This window comes from Desulfomarina sp. (assembly GCF_054039375.1).
Map to the genome: position 1 here is coordinate 19,614 of NZ_JBPLBA010000055.1, position 16,147 is coordinate 35,760.

12 protein-coding genes are annotated in these 16,147 nt (G+C 48.2%); 2 read left to right on the forward strand and 10 right to left on the reverse strand.

The window, feature by feature from the left end:
- Position 1 precedes the first annotated feature (1 nt).
- Positions 2-2,359 carry a mechanosensitive ion channel domain-containing protein gene (locus tag ACXLDX_RS03060; protein ID WP_457575720.1) on the forward strand — a complete coding sequence of 786 codons (2,358 nt, stop codon included), beginning with the start codon at positions 2-4 and terminating at the stop codon, positions 2,357-2,359.
- A 6-nt stretch (positions 2,360-2,365) separates the two neighbouring features.
- Here the strand turns inward: ACXLDX_RS03060 and mobB are convergent, their stop codons facing one another.
- From mobB to ACXLDX_RS03110, 10 genes are all read right to left on the reverse strand, one after another.
- Positions 2,366-3,031 carry a molybdopterin-guanine dinucleotide biosynthesis protein B gene (mobB, locus tag ACXLDX_RS03065; RefSeq protein ID WP_457575721.1) on the reverse strand — a complete coding sequence of 222 codons (666 nt, stop codon included), beginning with the start codon at positions 3,029-3,031 and terminating at the stop codon, positions 2,366-2,368.
- A gap of 324 nt (positions 3,032-3,355) precedes the next feature.
- Positions 3,356-4,228: a formate dehydrogenase subunit gamma gene (locus ACXLDX_RS03070; protein WP_457575722.1), complete on the reverse strand. Its 873-nt coding sequence runs from the start codon at positions 4,226-4,228 to the stop codon at positions 3,356-3,358.
- An 83-nt stretch (positions 4,229-4,311) separates the two neighbouring features.
- A complete protein-coding gene (fdh3B, locus tag ACXLDX_RS03075; protein ID WP_457575723.1) occupies positions 4,312-4,899 on the reverse strand; it encodes a formate dehydrogenase FDH3 subunit beta in 588 nt (195 codons plus the stop codon).
- A 28-nt stretch (positions 4,900-4,927) separates the two neighbouring features.
- Complete coding sequence (locus tag ACXLDX_RS03080) at positions 4,928-7,663, reverse strand: molybdopterin-dependent oxidoreductase (protein ID WP_457575731.1); 2,736 nt, start codon at positions 7,661-7,663, stop codon at positions 4,928-4,930.
- A 140-nt stretch (positions 7,664-7,803) separates the two neighbouring features.
- Positions 7,804-7,995, reverse strand: a complete 192-nt coding sequence (locus ACXLDX_RS03085; RefSeq protein ID WP_457575724.1) for a twin-arginine translocation signal domain-containing protein — start codon at positions 7,993-7,995, stop codon at positions 7,804-7,806.
- A gap of 68 nt (positions 7,996-8,063) precedes the next feature.
- Positions 8,064-8,699 carry a TorD/DmsD family molecular chaperone gene (locus ACXLDX_RS03090; protein ID WP_457575725.1) on the reverse strand — a complete coding sequence of 212 codons (636 nt, stop codon included), beginning with the start codon at positions 8,697-8,699 and terminating at the stop codon, positions 8,064-8,066.
- Between the two features lie 3 nt (positions 8,700-8,702).
- Positions 8,703-10,562, reverse strand: coding sequence for a 4Fe-4S binding protein (locus ACXLDX_RS03095; protein WP_457575726.1), 1,860 nt, complete (start codon positions 10,560-10,562; stop codon positions 8,703-8,705).
- 216 nt (positions 10,563-10,778) lie between these two features.
- On the reverse strand, positions 10,779-11,426 hold the full coding sequence (locus tag ACXLDX_RS03100) for a response regulator transcription factor (RefSeq protein ID WP_457575727.1): 648 nt from the start codon (positions 11,424-11,426) through the stop codon (positions 10,779-10,781).
- Entirely contained in the window at positions 11,423-13,876 is a 2,454-nt protein-coding gene (locus ACXLDX_RS03105) for a cache domain-containing protein (protein WP_457575728.1), read from the reverse strand. The genes ACXLDX_RS03100 and ACXLDX_RS03105 overlap by 4 nt, the downstream gene beginning before the upstream one ends.
- The gene (locus ACXLDX_RS03110) at positions 13,863-15,014 is read right to left on the reverse strand and encodes an ABC transporter substrate-binding protein (RefSeq protein WP_457575729.1); all 1,152 of its coding nucleotides are present in this window, start codon (positions 15,012-15,014) and stop codon (positions 13,863-13,865) included. Before ACXLDX_RS03110 ends, ACXLDX_RS03105 begins: the two co-directional genes overlap by 14 nt.
- 462 nt (positions 15,015-15,476) lie before the next feature.
- Between ACXLDX_RS03110 and ACXLDX_RS03115 the strand changes: the two genes are divergently transcribed.
- Positions 15,477-16,147 (forward strand): formate dehydrogenase accessory sulfurtransferase FdhD (locus ACXLDX_RS03115; RefSeq protein WP_457575730.1); only part of this gene is annotated, 671 nt, incomplete at its 3' end.

The following is a 16,147-nucleotide window of genomic DNA, read 5'->3' on the forward strand; positions in this document are numbered from 1 at the left end:
AATGAACAAAAGAAAATTCCCGGCCCCTCTCCTTTCGATCCTCCTCTTTCTCTTCAGCCTTTCTATTTTAAGCCTGGCGACGCCGCAATCATATGCGGCGCCTGCCAGTTCAGCAGCCAACGATTCAGTGCATCCGGCACAGGATAAAAAACATGCTGAACTCCTGCTGGCAGAACTCAGTGACGAACAGGTCAGACAACTGCTTCTGAAAGAGCTGCGAAAACAGGCCGGCCAGGAAAAAACAGTTAAGACATCAAGAGGTCCAGCTAATATTTTTGACAGGATGCTGACGTCCCTTTCCAGTAACACCGATGAATCAGAACGTAAGCTCCAGCAACTCCGTCACTCAATCCCCGATATTCCATCAGACCTCTACAAGGTTTTTCTGGCACTCTGTCCACTCGGTAATTCAACATTTACAGGAGCCATGACCAATGTTCTTCTTGTGCTGCTTTTTGTTTTCATAGGTCTGGCAGTCGAAATCCTGGCAAAAAAATTTATCCTGAAAAAGTATTTTACATTCCGACCGGAACGTTCTGAACAGATGTCAAACAGCGACAGATTTATCAACGGGATTACCGAAAAACTTCCAGATGTTATTGGCCTGTTGCTGTTTTTCGGAGCCTCCTATTTCACTTTTTTTCTTTTTGCAGGAATTAACTCATCACTTGTACAGTTGTTTTTTCTGGCCATCCTGTTGACGATAGCCCTGATTCGCGCGACATCAATCGTTCTTCATCTTATTTTATCACCAACGATACCTGCGTTTCGCATCCTGCCGCTTGAAAATCAATCAGCCGTGAAAATGTACAGACTTCTTATCTGGTCCCTGGGATATATATTCAGCTCACTTATTTTTTCTGTTGTCATAAAACGCCTGGGGGCAACACTGCATACTGTGCTCCTTCTCCAGCTGCTCTTTGCCACACTTCTTCTCGGTGCCGCAGCATTCGCCATTCTGCTATATAAAGACCAGGTGAAAGATTATCTTGCCGAAGATATTGAAAACAGGGGAAATGAAGGAAGCTGGTGGCGAAAACAGTTTGCCGCTATCTGGCATATTCCCGGTCTGCTCTACATTATTATTCTCTGGGTTTTACTGGTGAATGACATAGCAAATCCCGATCCGAACCAGAAAACCAGAGGAGCATTTCTGCTCAGTTTTTTTATTGTTCCCCTCTGGATGGCAGTCGACCAACTCATCCAATGGGTGGTCAGGTATGCCGTCATCACCCTGAACATTTACCGAGTTGATGAAGAGAATACCGATGAACTGAACGAAGAAGAACTTGCAGCCAGAGAAAACAGCAGGCAATTCTATCTGAAAATTAACCAATTGGCCAGAACCGGGGTGTTCATCAGTCTCCTGATCTGGCTTGCAAGCCTCTGGAACATAAAAATTCCTTTTTTATCCAATCTTACTGCTGTTCTCCTCGACGGAGTTATCATTATGGCCCTGGCCCTTTTTCTCTGGCGCTTCATCAGCTCCTGGATAGAGAGAAAAATCCAGGAATCAATCCCGGATGAAGAGGAAGAAAATTCGGGAGATGGGGAATTCGGCAGTGCACCGACCAGGGGAAGATCCTACACCCTCCTGCCCATGGTTCGGAAATTCATCGGCAGTATCCTTGTCGTCATGGTGACTATGACCATTCTCTCCTCCATGGGTGTGGATATAGGCCCTCTCCTTGCCGGTGCCGGAGTAATAGGGCTGGCCGTGGGGTTTGGAGCCCAGAAACTTGTGGCTGATATTTTCTCAGGCTTCTTTTTTCTGCTGGATGACGCATTCCGGGTGGGAGAATATCTGACCGCAGGATCAGTTTCCGGAACAGTGGAAACTATCACGCTCAGAAATGTGATGCTCAGACACCACCGGGGAATGCTGCAGATAGTCCCCCACAGTGAGCTTGGAGCCATCACAAATTATATGCGTGGGGGAATGGTTGTAAAATTCAACCTCGATTTTCCCTACGATGCTGACATTGATCAGATCAGAAAGGTCATTAAAAAAGTCGGTCAGGCCATGCTGAAGGATGAGAAACTGGGCCAGGATTTCATTCAACCTGTTAAATCCCAGGGGGTCTACCAGATCACCAACTCAGTCATGACCATCAGGGTAAAATTTACAGCTAAACCTGGAACACATTTTGTCATACGCCGGGAAGCCTACAAACGTATTACAGAAGCCCTGGTGGCAAAAGGAATATATTATGCTCATAAAAAAGTGATTGTGGATGTTCCAGGCCTGCAGAATATAAATGGAAATAACCCTTTACCGGAAAATCAGCTCAGAACAATTGCTGAAAGTGCAGGAGCTGCCGCCGCTCTACAGGAAGAAGAGCAGGCGCAGAACAAGTGATGACCATTATTCCCCTGGGATTCTGATCCTGAGCTCAATCTCTTCAATGTCCTGGCCGATTTTCAAAGTTTTAACAAAACCATGCACCGTTTCAGCCAGAGCTTCCTGGATATAATCCTTGATAGGGATTTTATGACCATTCACCAGCAGAGCTGTACGCTCCCTGCGCTTTCGTGCACCTTTTCGCAACAGAAACCTTTTTTCTATAAATGAGGCAATTTCCTGTGCCTCATCAAGGCGAAATACATAGTCTCCCGCCACATCCTCCAGGTTTGTGGCAACAGCAATGACACCATGAACCTCCCGACGTAATTTCTGATCCACATTTCTGCAGACTTCAATTTTGGCGGTCTTTCCGGCTGTCTTAAAACCCTCTCCGATAACAATATCTACATCCGGGAAATAGCGATGGGCCAGAGTTGTCAGGGAAAGGTTGCTGTAACCGGTCTGCAGAACCATCTGATCGGGTGCCACAAAAAGGACGCTGTCCGCTCCAGCCTCCTTATGTTTATATGTATCAGTTCCCGGAGTATCAAACTCAAGGCCCGAATCATTGCTTGATTTTATTACCGCCACCCGGTATCCAAGCTTTTTCAGCTCACTGACCACCCCGGTAGCCAAGGTGGTTTTACCGCTGTCATGCCAGCCGATAAAGGTCACAATTGCAGACATCTTCTCTCCTTGATATATATTCCTGAATCTATCGTGAACATGTAATTACCCTAAGAAAATACTGACATACACATAATATTCTGTGTTTTTTTATTTTCTTATTACTTGATCTCGAACGAAAATTCTCATTTTTCCAGGTACCTTTCACTCTATATCATGATCTCTGACAATTCAATACGTCTGCCATATCTATTTCTAATTTCATCTAAAACTCATCCAGCCACAAGTGAGCCTGGAGATATGCCTGATAACCAGGTTCAGTTTGCATAAAAAAACCGGCCACTGCCTGAACAGGGCCGGTTTTTCTGCATATGCAAAAATAGCTTACTCATATTTATATCTGCTGTGCAGAATATCCACCTCTTCTTTCGGTTTATAGCCGCTCTTCATACTCTCCAGGGAACCGGCAATAGCAAATACGGACATATAGACATGGGTCAGGTAAAAGGCAACAATCCCAGCTGCCAGAATATTATGAACCATAATCGAAATACGTATACTTTCTATATCTGCGCCAAATCCCCAGATCAGGTACCCGGTATAAGCCATGATTCCACCACCGGCGGTGGCAAACCAGAAATACATTTTCTGGCCGGCATTAAATTTTCCGGCCGGAACAGGTTTTTTCCTTTTACTGAGATACCCGCCGAGAATCAGCATCCATTTTATATCGTACAACCGCGGCAGCATATCCTTAAACCACATAAAAAACATAAGCAGTCCCGGCAATACAAAAACCATTGCCGCTGCAAGATGAACATATCTTGCCATCCTGACAAATCCGCCACCTCCGAAAAAAGAACCGAAAACCATAACCAACCCTGTGATAACCAGCAGCGAAAACGAGAATGCAGCAAAAAAATGAACCACCCGGTTAAAGAAATTAAAAAAATAGATATATTCCCCGTCATGTGCAAACCGTTTGGCACCGATTATCAGATAATGAACCAGGAACAGTGCTGGGATAACTGAAATGACCGCAAGAAAAATCTTCCAGAACCACATCCCCTGCAACAGGGTAAACATCCGGCCGTACTGCTGCCAGTCTCCGGAAATAAAGGTCATCAACTGCTGATAGTAAACAGCAGTTGATTCTCCGGAAAGTACAGGAGAGGAGGCCCCTTCCAAAGCAAAGGTATTTGTTCCCGCCAGTATACAAAGCGGTGGCAGGAATAGAGACAGAATTGCTCTCCACATAATATGCTCCAGTCAAAGAGACGGTTTTCCGTTCCCCGCGGCCCCCGGCAGACCGGGATCGCGGGGACAGAAAACCAACCAGGCTATTTTTTCTTATAGGCCCTGTTCCAGCCCCAGGCATTGACACCCGAACCACGCTGAAACACCCTGGTGCGGTACACATCGGCTACAATATCCGCATCACCTGCCAGCAGAGCCTTGGTCGCGCACATTCCCGCGCAGAGGGGCGGTTTTCCCTCTGCGATCCGGTTCTGTCCGTACAGTTTATACTCCTCTTTACTGAATGTCTCTTCCGGACCACCGGCACAGAAGGTGCATTTATCCATGGCACCTCTTGCGCCAAAAACATTGCCCTTGGGAAACTGCGGTGCCCCGAAGGGGCAGGCCATAAAGCAATAACCACAACCGATACAGGTTTTTTTATTCACCAGCACAATTCCATCAGCGCGCTGATAAATGGCATCAACCGGGCAGACAGCGATACAGGGTGCGTCAGAACAATGCATGCAGGAAACGGAGATTGACTTCTCTCCGGGCTCCCCCTGTTTCAGGGTAATTACACGACGCCGGTTAACACCCACGGGAACGTGGTTTCCCTCTTTACAGGCCACAACACAACCACTGCAGTCTATACACCGCTCCACATCACATAAAAATTTCATTCTTGCCATAGTTTATTCCTCCTCATCCACGGGCCGATCAGGCACGGGTGATATTACACAGACCATCCTTGGTAGCCTGGATCTGGGTGATGATGTCATAGCCGTAATTGGTAACGACATTGCCGGGATCACCGACAGCAAACGGTGCGTGCCCCTCAGGGTAATCCTTCTCATACGATTCACCCATAAGCGTTCCGGCAAAATGGAATGGCAAAAAGATCGTTTTTTCATCAACACGTTTTGTGATCTTGGCCCTGACTTTTATCTTCGCACCTTCAGGGGATTCAATGATCACCATATCACCCTTACGAATTCCAAGGTTGTTGGCAAGACGCGGATTAATTTCCACATACATTTCCGGCTGAAGTTCGGCAAGGTATTTGGAACTTCTAGTCTCAGCCCCTCCTCCCATATGTTCAACCATTCGACCTGTGGTAATGACATAGGGATATTTTTTCACCAGTTCGGGATCCTGCTCACTTTTATATCTGGTATGCACCCGATAATGATTCGGCTTATCCTCATATGTCGGATACCTGGTGATCAGATCCGGACGTGGAGAATGAAGCGGTTCACGATGTATCGGCACCTGATCCGGAAAATTCCAGACGACACAGCGTGCCCTGGCGTTACCGAAAGGTGCCATTCCCCTTCTGATGGCCTCTTTCAGGGTCTTCTGGGAAAGATCGGTTTTCCAGTTGGTGCCCGGAACAACATCCTTGAACTCGGGATAACCACCCTTTACCTCACTGCCCGGATTATACACACCTTCGGCCGCCAGCTGGTTTTCAGTCCTGCCGCTCGAATCATACTTCTTCTTCAGTCCAAAACGGTTCCTGAACGGCAGGCCGCCTTTGGCAACAGGTTTGGATACATCGTAGAGAATCGGCGTACCCGGATGCTCCGTCGTCCAGCAGGGCCACGGCATACCGTAATAATCTCCGTCACAGGGGCCACCTTTGGCCTGGAGATCATCGATATCAAAGGTATGCCAGTTTTCCATATGTTTTTTGATCCGTTCAGGCGTCTGGCCATTATAACCGATGGTCAGAGAACCGGAACCCAGCTCCAGTGTGATATCCTCCGGTACCTGGCTGATATTTTTGTAAAACTCCTTGTCAAATCCCAGTCGTTTCACCAGCAGTTCCATTATCTGGTAATCATCTTTGGAATCATAGATTGGATCCACGACCTTGTTTCGCCACTGAATCTGGCGGGATGTGGAGGTCACGGAACCGGAAGTCTCATATTGACTTGAACAGGGCAGGATATACACATTGTCTGTTTTGGTCACTGCCGAGGCAATGGTGGGAAAGGGATCAACAATAACCAGCAGCTCCAGTTTATTCAGTGCCCTTACCACGCGATTATACTGGGAGTTTGAATTGGAACCACAGCCCCACTGAATCATTGCCTTGACCGCACTGGGGGATTCTATCTTCTCTTCACCAAGAACCCCTTCATACCAGCGAGCCAGGGTAAAACCCTTTTTATTCATCCACTCTTTCGCAGGGAATCTGCCGACCATCCAGTCATAGTCCACATCCCAGACACGGCACCAGTGTTTCCAGGCCCCGTCAGACAGACCATAATAGGCGGGCAGACTATGGGAAAGAATGCACATGTCCGTTGCACCCTGGACATTATCATGACCGCGGAAGATATTGGTTCCGCCACCCGATTTTCCCATATTACCGAGAACCAGCTGGAGAATACAGAAAGTCCGGGTAATGGAAGAACCGATTGAATGCTGGGTACCACCCATGCACCAGGTGAGACTGGTGGGACGGTTATTGGCTAAAATTTCTGCAATTCTTGTCACCTCGGCTGCCGGAATACCGGTTATATCTTCCACTGCTTCCGGAGTATAGTGAGAGGCCACCTCCACCATCTCCTCATAACCCGCGACCCTGGTTCTGATAAATTCCCTGTCTTCCCATCCGTTGGTGATGATGGCGTTGATCAGCCCCATCATGAAAGCCGCATCGGTACCGGGACGAATACGAACATAATCCGTACCCTTGGCCGCAAGTTTTGTGAATCGCGGATCAACCACAATAAGAGGCGCGTTGTTCACCTCTTTCGCATGGAGAATATGCTGCATGGAAACCGGGTGAGCTTCCGTTGCGTTCGAACCGATAAAAATCATACTTTTTGCGTGCCTGATGTCATTCAGGCTGTTGGTCATGGCCCCGTAACCCCAAGTATTGGCGACACCTGCCACCGTTGTGGAGTGTCAGATTCGAGCCTGGTGGTCGATATTGTTCGTCCCCCAGAAGGCGGCAAATTTCCTGTGCAGGTAAGCCATCTCATTGGACACTTTAGCGCTGCCGTTGAAATGAAGCGCATCCGGGCCGTCCTTTTCCCGCAGATCAAGCAGTTTTGCACCGATTTCATCAATAGCCTGGTCCCAGGAGAGCGTAGTCCATTTGCCGTTGACCCGCTTCATCGGGCTTTTCAACCTCTTTTCACTGGTCACCATGTCGATCGCCCCTGCTCCTTTACAGCAGTGAGCTCCCCTGGAAACAGGGTGATCCTGGGCGACATCCTGACGTACCCACACCCCGTTATGAACTTCCGCCTCAATCCCGCACCCTACGGCACAGTATGTACAAACCGTCCTGACCTTTTTTGAGCCAATATACGGCTGCTTCCGTTCAGCAGCCATCGCCCTGGTTGTCAGCCTGGTGGTCATCGCGACTCCACTCAGGGCGGCCGTTGCGGCGGACAGCTTTAAAAATGATCTCCTGGCAAGTTTTGGATTCAAGGTCATCCTGCGACCTTCGCCGGTGATATCGCCCCCGGAATTTTTCCTTATTTTGCTTCTGGCCATTATACTGTTCTCCTTTTCAATAGGTTTTTTTGTTGCAAAATGTTTACAAAAACCCGGATTACCGGTCAGCCATATCAATTTTACGAGCGCAGTGTTTTGTAATATTTTTTGAAACTCTCGCTCTCATGGTAAAGGATTTCATCACCCTGATTCTCCACCGAAACCGATTTTGCCTTCACCGACCTGACAACGGCTGCAGTCCCGGCAACAGCGGCCGTTCCCGCCAGCATGTGCTTGAGGAATGAACGCCGACTGTCCTGTTCCTTTTTCATCGCATACCCTCCTTTTTAATCTGAAAACCTCCTGTGCAGTGAAATTTTCACTCCAGCTCAGGCTTTCATCACTTTTTGCCGCCGACCATCAGTCCTTTCTCCAACTCAAAATACTGCCTGAGAAAACGGCCGCAGACACGAAAAAAATTTGCCCGTTCATTCTTTTCCAGGGCCAGATTGAATTTTTCCAGAAACGGCAGAAGAAACTCTTCCAGCAGCCGCACCTGCAACCGCCCTGAAATTTCACTTTTATCACCTCTCTGCTCCTCCTCCACCAGAGCCACGTAGGCATCCAGAAGAACGACCAGGGAATCCTCCGGTTCTTTTACTGCTTCATCTTTGGCTATTCCCGCCTCATGAAGCAACCCTCTTATTTCCACCAGGCTCTGTCCAAAATTCCTGCCGTCCAGGTAGTGGGATACCGTCATGTTAACAGGACTTCCTTCAAAGGGATCCATGAAAAGTGCATAGTATTCCTCCTGCAGATCTGACAGGTTTGACGTGTTCTCCGCCCTGGTGTTCAACACTTCCAGCAGCTCCCTGACCGCCTGATCAAAAGCGGGACTGATCCGCTCCCGGGCCATTGCGGAAAATGTTCCCCGCCATCGGCTGATTTTCTCAGCATCGGGTTGGCCCAGGAAAAAAGATTTTACTAGATCCAGAAAACGGAGGCGCACACGAAACAGCTCTATCTGGTCGTCCATAATTTAATCCTCAAAAAGCCTGACTACCCTGCAGGTCTCACAATATTCAAAATGTGTCGTATCAACACTTTCCTTTTCTGCAAGAATAGCCATAACCCGCTCATAGCTCTTGCGGGTGCCGAAAACCTTTCCGCAACTCCTGCAGGTCATTGCTTCAGCTTTTGCCAATATTTCCGGCGTGAAAAAATCGTTGTTCAGGGTAAATTCCGGTGCCAGTCCAAGCGCATTTTCAGGACAGATCTGAACGCAGAGCCCACAGCCGATACACATCACTCCCACATGATTCAGAGAAAGATTCTCCTCATCGCCGGATAACGCTCCGATACGACAACCGTTCAGGCAGGCAAGGCAGTGGGTGCAGCGATCACTGTCACAGGAAAGGGTGGCAAAAGCCAGAGACGTCTCCGGCCGGACAGTACCACTTTTTCCACTGCCGGCAACGAGTCTTTTCAGCTCTTCTGCCAGTTCTTTTCTGCGATTCGTGTATCCCCCCGTATCCTTTCCTTCTTCAATCCGCTCAAGGGGTGAAAGTCCGGCAAACAGTTTCTCTGCCTCTCCGACGTTGCTTAAAAAAATCCGCTGTCCTCCGCCATAAAGCGAAGTTACAAGGGAATTGGCTAGCCCCGCCTGATTCCGAAGTTCCCTACCTTCCTGATTTCCGGTGAGCAGCACAAGCCGGCCTGCCCCCCTGAGAAGCAGAAAAAGAAAATGAAACAGTGACAAATTGGCAGAGCCAGGATATTCAAGAAAAAACAGGTTGTCATAACGCTGTCCTCCACTCTGCCACCAGAGCTCATGGAGCTGTTCCTCACTGCCAATAACGACAGTCGTCCCTCGGGCGAAATCGACAGTTTCAAAAAAACTGACAAAAGCTGGATCGTTAAATTTTCCATTTTGCAGGGCCCCGGTAGGGCAGGCACCGACACAGGCGCCGCATTCCTCACAGGCAAAAGAATTGATCGCTATTCCATCCCCGCCCCGGCTCACAGCGCCATAGCTGCAACTTCGAACACAGAGGTCACACCCGGCATCAAGCCGGGGGCTGTATTGACAGACCGAACCATCCCAGACAATCGGTTCATCCACCTGGCAGGAAAAAAGGGTCGAGAAAAACTTTTCCAGCTCATTTTCGTAATAGACATTTGCAACACCCTCTTCGACTTCAAGCCTGCTGTCGTCGAGAATGATAAGAGCGGGAACAGTCATAACCCTTTCTTCAATACGATTGATATCAATGGCTTTCGTATTGCAGACCTTTTCACATTCTCCGCAGAGACTGCACCTGGACAGATCCAGAAAAAGACGGGGAGAAATACAGCGTTCAGGACAAACCGGCCCGCAGGCCCCGCAATAGGTGCACTCCCGGACTGACAGGGGTAACCTGACATCGTATTCAAGCCGCAATCCATTGTCATTTCCTGCAATACGCAGATCTGCTGCAGTGGGGATCTCCGGATGCAGTTCCTGCAGCAGCAGTGGTTCAATATCCAGCACGCCGCCATAGGTATCAAGAAATTTTTCCACATGGGCGGCCTGAGTGCCGATAACACAAACCCGGGTATCAACCTCACTGATATAACTGTGCCAGAAAACACTGTCCAGCCGTCTGCGTTCCGCCAGGGCAATTCGCAACAGACCGTCCCCGTCAAGACTGGTTCTGTCGTGATTCAATTGCAGGGTTACCGAAAAAGGGAATGCGGATTGAGAAAAGAAGGAAGGGAAACCACCGGCCAGCAATACGGTGCCAGAGGAATCGATTGTAAAAACCGGTTTATTGCCGGAGTCAAGCCGAAATTCCGATGCAATAATTTCCGGTTCAGTATTGTTTTTTTCGATCAGCAGGCATCCGGGAAAAGTGGTCATTTGCTGTAATCCTACCCCCATAAAAAGACCTGAAAGCATTCACCGACAAGTCAAAATGAATGTTCTTGAAGTGTAATCGTGAGTCATTATAGGGTATTCCAGCGAAAACCGAAATCAGACCAACCCCTTTTATTATGTAGGTGAAAAACAGCAGGTTGTAGGTATTTTACCTATCCGACGAAACGTAACCTGTCACCGGATTTGTAATGTAATTGCTCACAAATGTTCCCTTTCCGTCCAGAGAACTGCTCGCCTTGACAGCTCGGCACTGGTTTTGATACAGAGTTTCTGTTTGATCCGATCCCGATAAGTGCCTATTGTCTTGATACTCAGATTCATCCGTGCTGCAACCTCACGTGTGGCCAGCCCTCCACCAATCAGTCTGAACACCTCAAGCTCCCGATCGGTTAGCAGGTCAACCGTTGAAGCTCCTCGTCCCTGTCGTCCATGGAATTTATCGAGCATCAGGGCCATCATGTTTTCACTGACATGGATTCTGCCGGAAACAATATTACGAAGAGCGGCAATCACCGTTTCACTTGCCTCCCTCTTCATAATATATCCCCTCGCACCGGCACGGATAGCCCGTTCAGCCCAGACAGATTCATCATGCATGGAAAGGACAAGAACGGGCACAGGTTTCTGCCAGGCCGAAATTTCCTTCACCAGGTCCAGACCATTGTCTCCGGCAAGGGTTATATCAACAATGGCCAGATCGGGTTCATGCTCAACAAAGGCTTTGCGGGCGGAAATAATATCTTCCGCAAGAGCACAGACCTCAAGATCTTTCTCCTGATTAAGCAACTCCGCCATTCCCATACGGAAAATAGGATGGTCATCAACAATCAGCACCTTTAATTTCATTCAAACACCTCACCTGAAACGGAAACAATTGTACCTCTGACCGTATCAGAATCAATGGTCAGTTCAGCGCCTATGGCCTTGGCTCTATATTTCATGGTATGAAACCCCATACCGCTTCCCTTGGGTTTCCAGCCAAAACCATGCCCGTCATCCACAATCTTAACCGAAAACCGGCCAACTGCAAATTCCATAAAGACCCCAATATGTTCCGGCTTGCCATGTCTGGCTGCGTTAAAGACTGCTTCTCGTATGATATAATAGAGATGAGTGGCAAGACTGGCCTGGAGCTTTTCTCCTTCATCCTCACAGGAAAGAACACACTGAACATGGAAAAGGCTTTCCACTTCCACCATCAACTCCTCAACTGCAGACTCGAGGCCATACTCCACCACATGGACAGGATACAGTCCCCGGGAAAGACGTCTGGTTTTTTCTATGGCATCCCGTATCAGGTTTCGTATCATTTCGACCTGTTCCGCCATTTCCGGCACATTTTTTTCCAGTTTCTGCTGCAGTACCTTGCTGAGCAGTTCAACTCCGGTGAGGTGGGAGCCCAGGTCATCATGCAGATTTCTGCCGATATTACTTCTCTCCTCTTCACTGACCGCAATAATCTGACGCTCGAGTCTGGCCAGTTCCTCTTCCGAACGCTTTTTCAGGACATGGAGCCACATCCCCTCAAGCAACATGGTCATCTGCCTCACATCAGAATTATCATATGGTTCCAGGTTATTACAGACTCCGGCAACCAGGACTATGGCTCCATCATTAAAAATCGGCACATCAAGATGCCGGATAACAACAGAATTGTAGGGGTATTTTTCTCCGTCTTCAAGTCGCCCCTCCTGATTGACTATAACCGCCGATTTTTTTTGCAGGCACTGCCCGGGTAACCCTGCACTACCAATGGGCCGGCTAACAAAATGGAAGTCCTCTTTCAGCGCTGAATCACCACCCTCCAGAAAAACCAGGGAACGAATCTCCACCTCTCCCTTTTTAACAAGACAGAGATATCCTTCCTCGCTGCGGGTGATCTGTACAATTCGTCGCAGAACAAAATCATATTTTTCCTGCAGGGAATACTGTTCCATCATGCCCAGCCGCAGAAGAGTATCGAGACGAAGCTCATCCCGATGAAGAAGAAGTTCATTTTTAATTCTGTTCTCCACCATGATATTTGCCAGACGCCCCAGGTCTTCAAACTCCCTGAAGGTCAGGCTCTCGTTCCTGATTTTCACATTGGAATCCGCGGCCTGTCGGAAAAAATCGATAAAAAGACTGATTCCCTCCCGTATCTTCAGGGAATAAAAAAAGGTGCTGAGAAGAAGAAAAGAGACAGCAATACAGTAGAGAATGATAAATATAAAAACATTTTCAAAAGAAATCCGCTGATAGGTTTCACTTTCTGCCGCAATTGCCTTTTCCATGGCATCCATGAACATGGAAGTACCAAGTATCCAATTCCAGTCACCATACTTTTTGATATAGCCCAGTTTCTGCCGGGAGGACTCCTGTCCACGGTCTACGGCATAGGAAACATAACCTCCCGCCTCCTGCCGGCCAACTTCAAGAAAAGTCAGGCCATAGGCCTGACCGTCACTGCCGACCAGATCTTTAATTGATCTTCCGATCAGCCGCCGGTCCCTGTTACAGATTATTGTGCCGTCAAAACGAAAACCGAATACTTCTCCGTCTTTACCGAATTTCATGTTCTGCAGTCTGTCAAGGATATCCTGCTGCAGCTCCCATTCCAAATCATCCGTATACATTCCGGCACCGATAAACCAGTCAAACGGTTCAAAATGCTTTACAAAAGCAATTTTCCCGAAACTTTTCCCGGAAAATTTCGGCTTCACCAGGTTGTACCTGTAGAGCCCGGCGCCCTTTTCCCGGACAAGAGTGATAATGTCCCCTATCAGATCCTGGCCGGTTATTTTCTTAAACTGAACGGCTGTTTTGTTCTCAAAAAACGGTTCATCACTGAAAAGATCAATACGTCCGGTCCCTATTCTTCCGGCAAAATAATATCCACGACCATTATTCCAGCGGATGGGTCTGAGTATTTCCGCGACCATGGAACGCAGTTCATCAACACTTTTTTCATCCTTGTAAAACCTGTAAAGATGGGAAGCAATAGTATAGGCGGACTGGACCCGTTCCCGGATATCACGCTCAACCCGCATGGCATTCTGGGAACGTCTGAAATCGATAAAATCAACGACTTTTTCCAATTCCTCCTTCACTCTGACTTCATACTGATGTTGATAATTATTTCGTATATTCTCTACACTTTCCCTGTATGCCTGGTACTCGTTGACAGCCCAGAAAGCACCAATAAAGAGACTGAGTGAAGTAACAACCACCAGGGAAGCATAAAAAGGAGCAGAGGACAGGGTGATCCGGGTAAGAATAGGTGAGAGCAAGGATCTGCCGAAGTCAACGGGTTTCATCAAGTTTCCTGATAGTCGGGAAAATCCGGGTAAGATAAATGGTATCCATTCCCTGGTGATCACCCGGACCAAACCTGAGAACGATGCCGCCCAAATCAAAACAGCCGATGTTTTCCATGGTGGAAATAAACTTTTCCCTCGTTATCTCCCCCTGTACGGCCAAGGCAATCTCTCCGAACAGTTTCCCGGCGATATAACCCTCAAGAGAAGTAAAACTGATGGTCGCATCATGCTGATATTTCGTCATATCCTGCCGAAAATCTCTTATCAGTACCGTATCCCTGTCATGGGGCGAGGGGACCACCTGAGAGACGACAACATCTTCCCCGTACCCTCCCAGGGCCTCCTGCAGGCTTTCCGTACCCACGAAGGAGATGTTGCAGTACAGCACCTCATCAGAATATTTATTTTGACTCAGCTTTATAAACTCCGCACATGCAGAGTAGGCACCAACAAGGACAATAGCCTCGGGGTGCCCCCTGTAGACATCCCGCATCCCACCCATAACAGCGACAGTGTTTCGTTCATAACTCCCCCTGGAGACAAGCGCCATCCCCCGCCTGGCCAGGGCGATTTCAATTCCTTTCAATCCGGCGAAACCATAACTGTCATTCTGAAAAAAGCAGGCAATTCTCGTCAGCTTTTTTTTATCAATCAGATAAGATGCCAGTCTTTCCATCTCCTGAAAGTAACTGGCCCTTACATTGACAACATATTTTTCAAAAGGTTTCCGCAGGAATTCCGCTCCGGTAAACGGGGCAAAAAACGGAATCTTCGCATCGGAAACAATACGAGCAACCGCTTTTGAAGTAGGCGTTCCTACTGCCCCTATCAGGGCAAAAACCTGATCATCATAGATCAGTTCCTTTGTATTTTTCACCGCCTTATCCGGTTCATACCCGTCATCCCGGCTGATCAGGATAATTTCACGACCACGGATCCCTCCGCCATCATTTATCCGGGAAAATGCGGCCAGAAGCCCTGCGCGCATCTCAATCCCAAGATTTTTGGCCGGTCCCGTCAATGCACAGGACTGTCCGAGAACGATAGGCCGGATACCCGGCTGACGTCCTGCCCACACCAGACAGACAGACAGGAAAAAATATAGAAAAGCGACACCAGTCAACCAATTTTTCATTGACAACTCTCAGGGTAACAGGACATTATCCGTAATTGCTCACAGGCTTTTTTGTTCACTTCTCCCCACCTGAGCGGGTTGTTTTCTGCCCGAAGCAAGTTCTCACTTGCAATAGAGGACAACATTTCTTAGGGTAATTACTCACAGGTACCGCAGCTTTCCACGGTCTCTTTTGTCCGCATAGGTAGGCTATAGCGAGCAAAAGAGCCTGTAAAAATCTGTGGCACCTGTGAGCAATTACAGTTCAGAGGCAATAAAATCATAAAGTTGCTGCCCCTGTGATCAGTTACTTCTTAGGGTATCATCCACTTGAATCCTTCTCCACCCTGAATCCGTGAGCACCCGCTTGATTATTGCAAATGTCCCTGATTATAATTTTATATCAGTTTTCTCAATCCTGATCTCAAAAATAATCACGAAACCGTCACGGATTCGAGTCCACTATAAATAATTTTTATCCATATGAGCAAGAAACAATCCGGCAGCACTGCCCTGACCCTCACCCATACAACTACAGTTGTTTCTCCCGACGGCCACAGAGAGCAGGAAGAACAACTGGCCATCGAGACCCCGTACTCAATTGCTCTGAATGATGAAACAATCGGTTCATCCATGGTTCTGCCCATCGGCCTGGAAGAGTTCGGAGCCGGTTTTCTTTTTGGCCAGGGATATATCAAGACCGGGGCGGAAATCAAAGAAATCTATGTCTGCCCGGAGGGCAGAATAGCTGTTTACGCTGATGTTGAGATTACCGAACCCAAAGAGGTTATCATTACCTCCGGTTGCGGAGGAACCGGAAAAATTTCAAAAGAGATGCTGGAAGATGCCTTTGAACCGCTGCAGGATTATGCAATCGGCTTCCCTGAAATCAGATCATTTATCCGCCAGGCCCTGCACACATCAACCCTCGGACAGGACACCCATTGTGTCCACGGTTGCGGACTCTGGCAGAACGGCCGGCTCCAGGTATTTTTCGAAGATGTCGGACGCCATAACGCCGTTGACAAAGTCCTGGGAGCAATCCTCCTGGGCAGGGCGACACCCCGCGGAGCCATTTACACAACAGGCAGACTCACCTCGGACATGGTACTTAAATGTGCAAGAATAGGTATTCCCATAATCATGTCCCGTAC

Coding starts and splice junctions, on each gene's coding strand:
- ACXLDX_RS03100 (WP_457575727.1), bottom strand. CDS start 11,426: ATGAAATTAAAGGTGCTGATTGTTGATGACCATCCTATTTTCCGTATG.
- ACXLDX_RS03085 (WP_457575724.1), bottom strand. CDS start 7,995: ATGAAAAAGGAACAGGACAGTCGGCGTTCATTCCTCAAGCACATGCTG.
- ACXLDX_RS03105 (WP_457575728.1), bottom strand. CDS start 13,876: ATGAAACCCGTTGACTTCGGCAGATCCTTGCTCTCACCTATTCTTACC.
- ACXLDX_RS03070 (WP_457575722.1), bottom strand. CDS start 4,228: ATGTGGAGAGCAATTCTGTCTCTATTCCTGCCACCGCTTTGTATACTG.
- mobB (WP_457575721.1), bottom strand. CDS start 3,031: ATGTCTGCAATTGTGACCTTTATCGGCTGGCATGACAGCGGTAAAACC.
- ACXLDX_RS03060 (WP_457575720.1), top strand. CDS start 2: ATGAACAAAAGAAAATTCCCGGCCCCTCTCCTTTCGATCCTCCTCTTT.
- ACXLDX_RS03110 (WP_457575729.1), bottom strand. CDS start 15,014: ATGAAAAATTGGTTGACTGGTGTCGCTTTTCTATATTTTTTCCTGTCT.
- fdh3B (WP_457575723.1), bottom strand. CDS start 4,899: ATGGCAAGAATGAAATTTTTATGTGATGTGGAGCGGTGTATAGACTGC.
- ACXLDX_RS03095 (WP_457575726.1), bottom strand. CDS start 10,562: ATGACCACTTTTCCCGGATGCCTGCTGATCGAAAAAAACAATACTGAA.
- ACXLDX_RS03090 (WP_457575725.1), bottom strand. CDS start 8,699: ATGGACGACCAGATAGAGCTGTTTCGTGTGCGCCTCCGTTTTCTGGAT.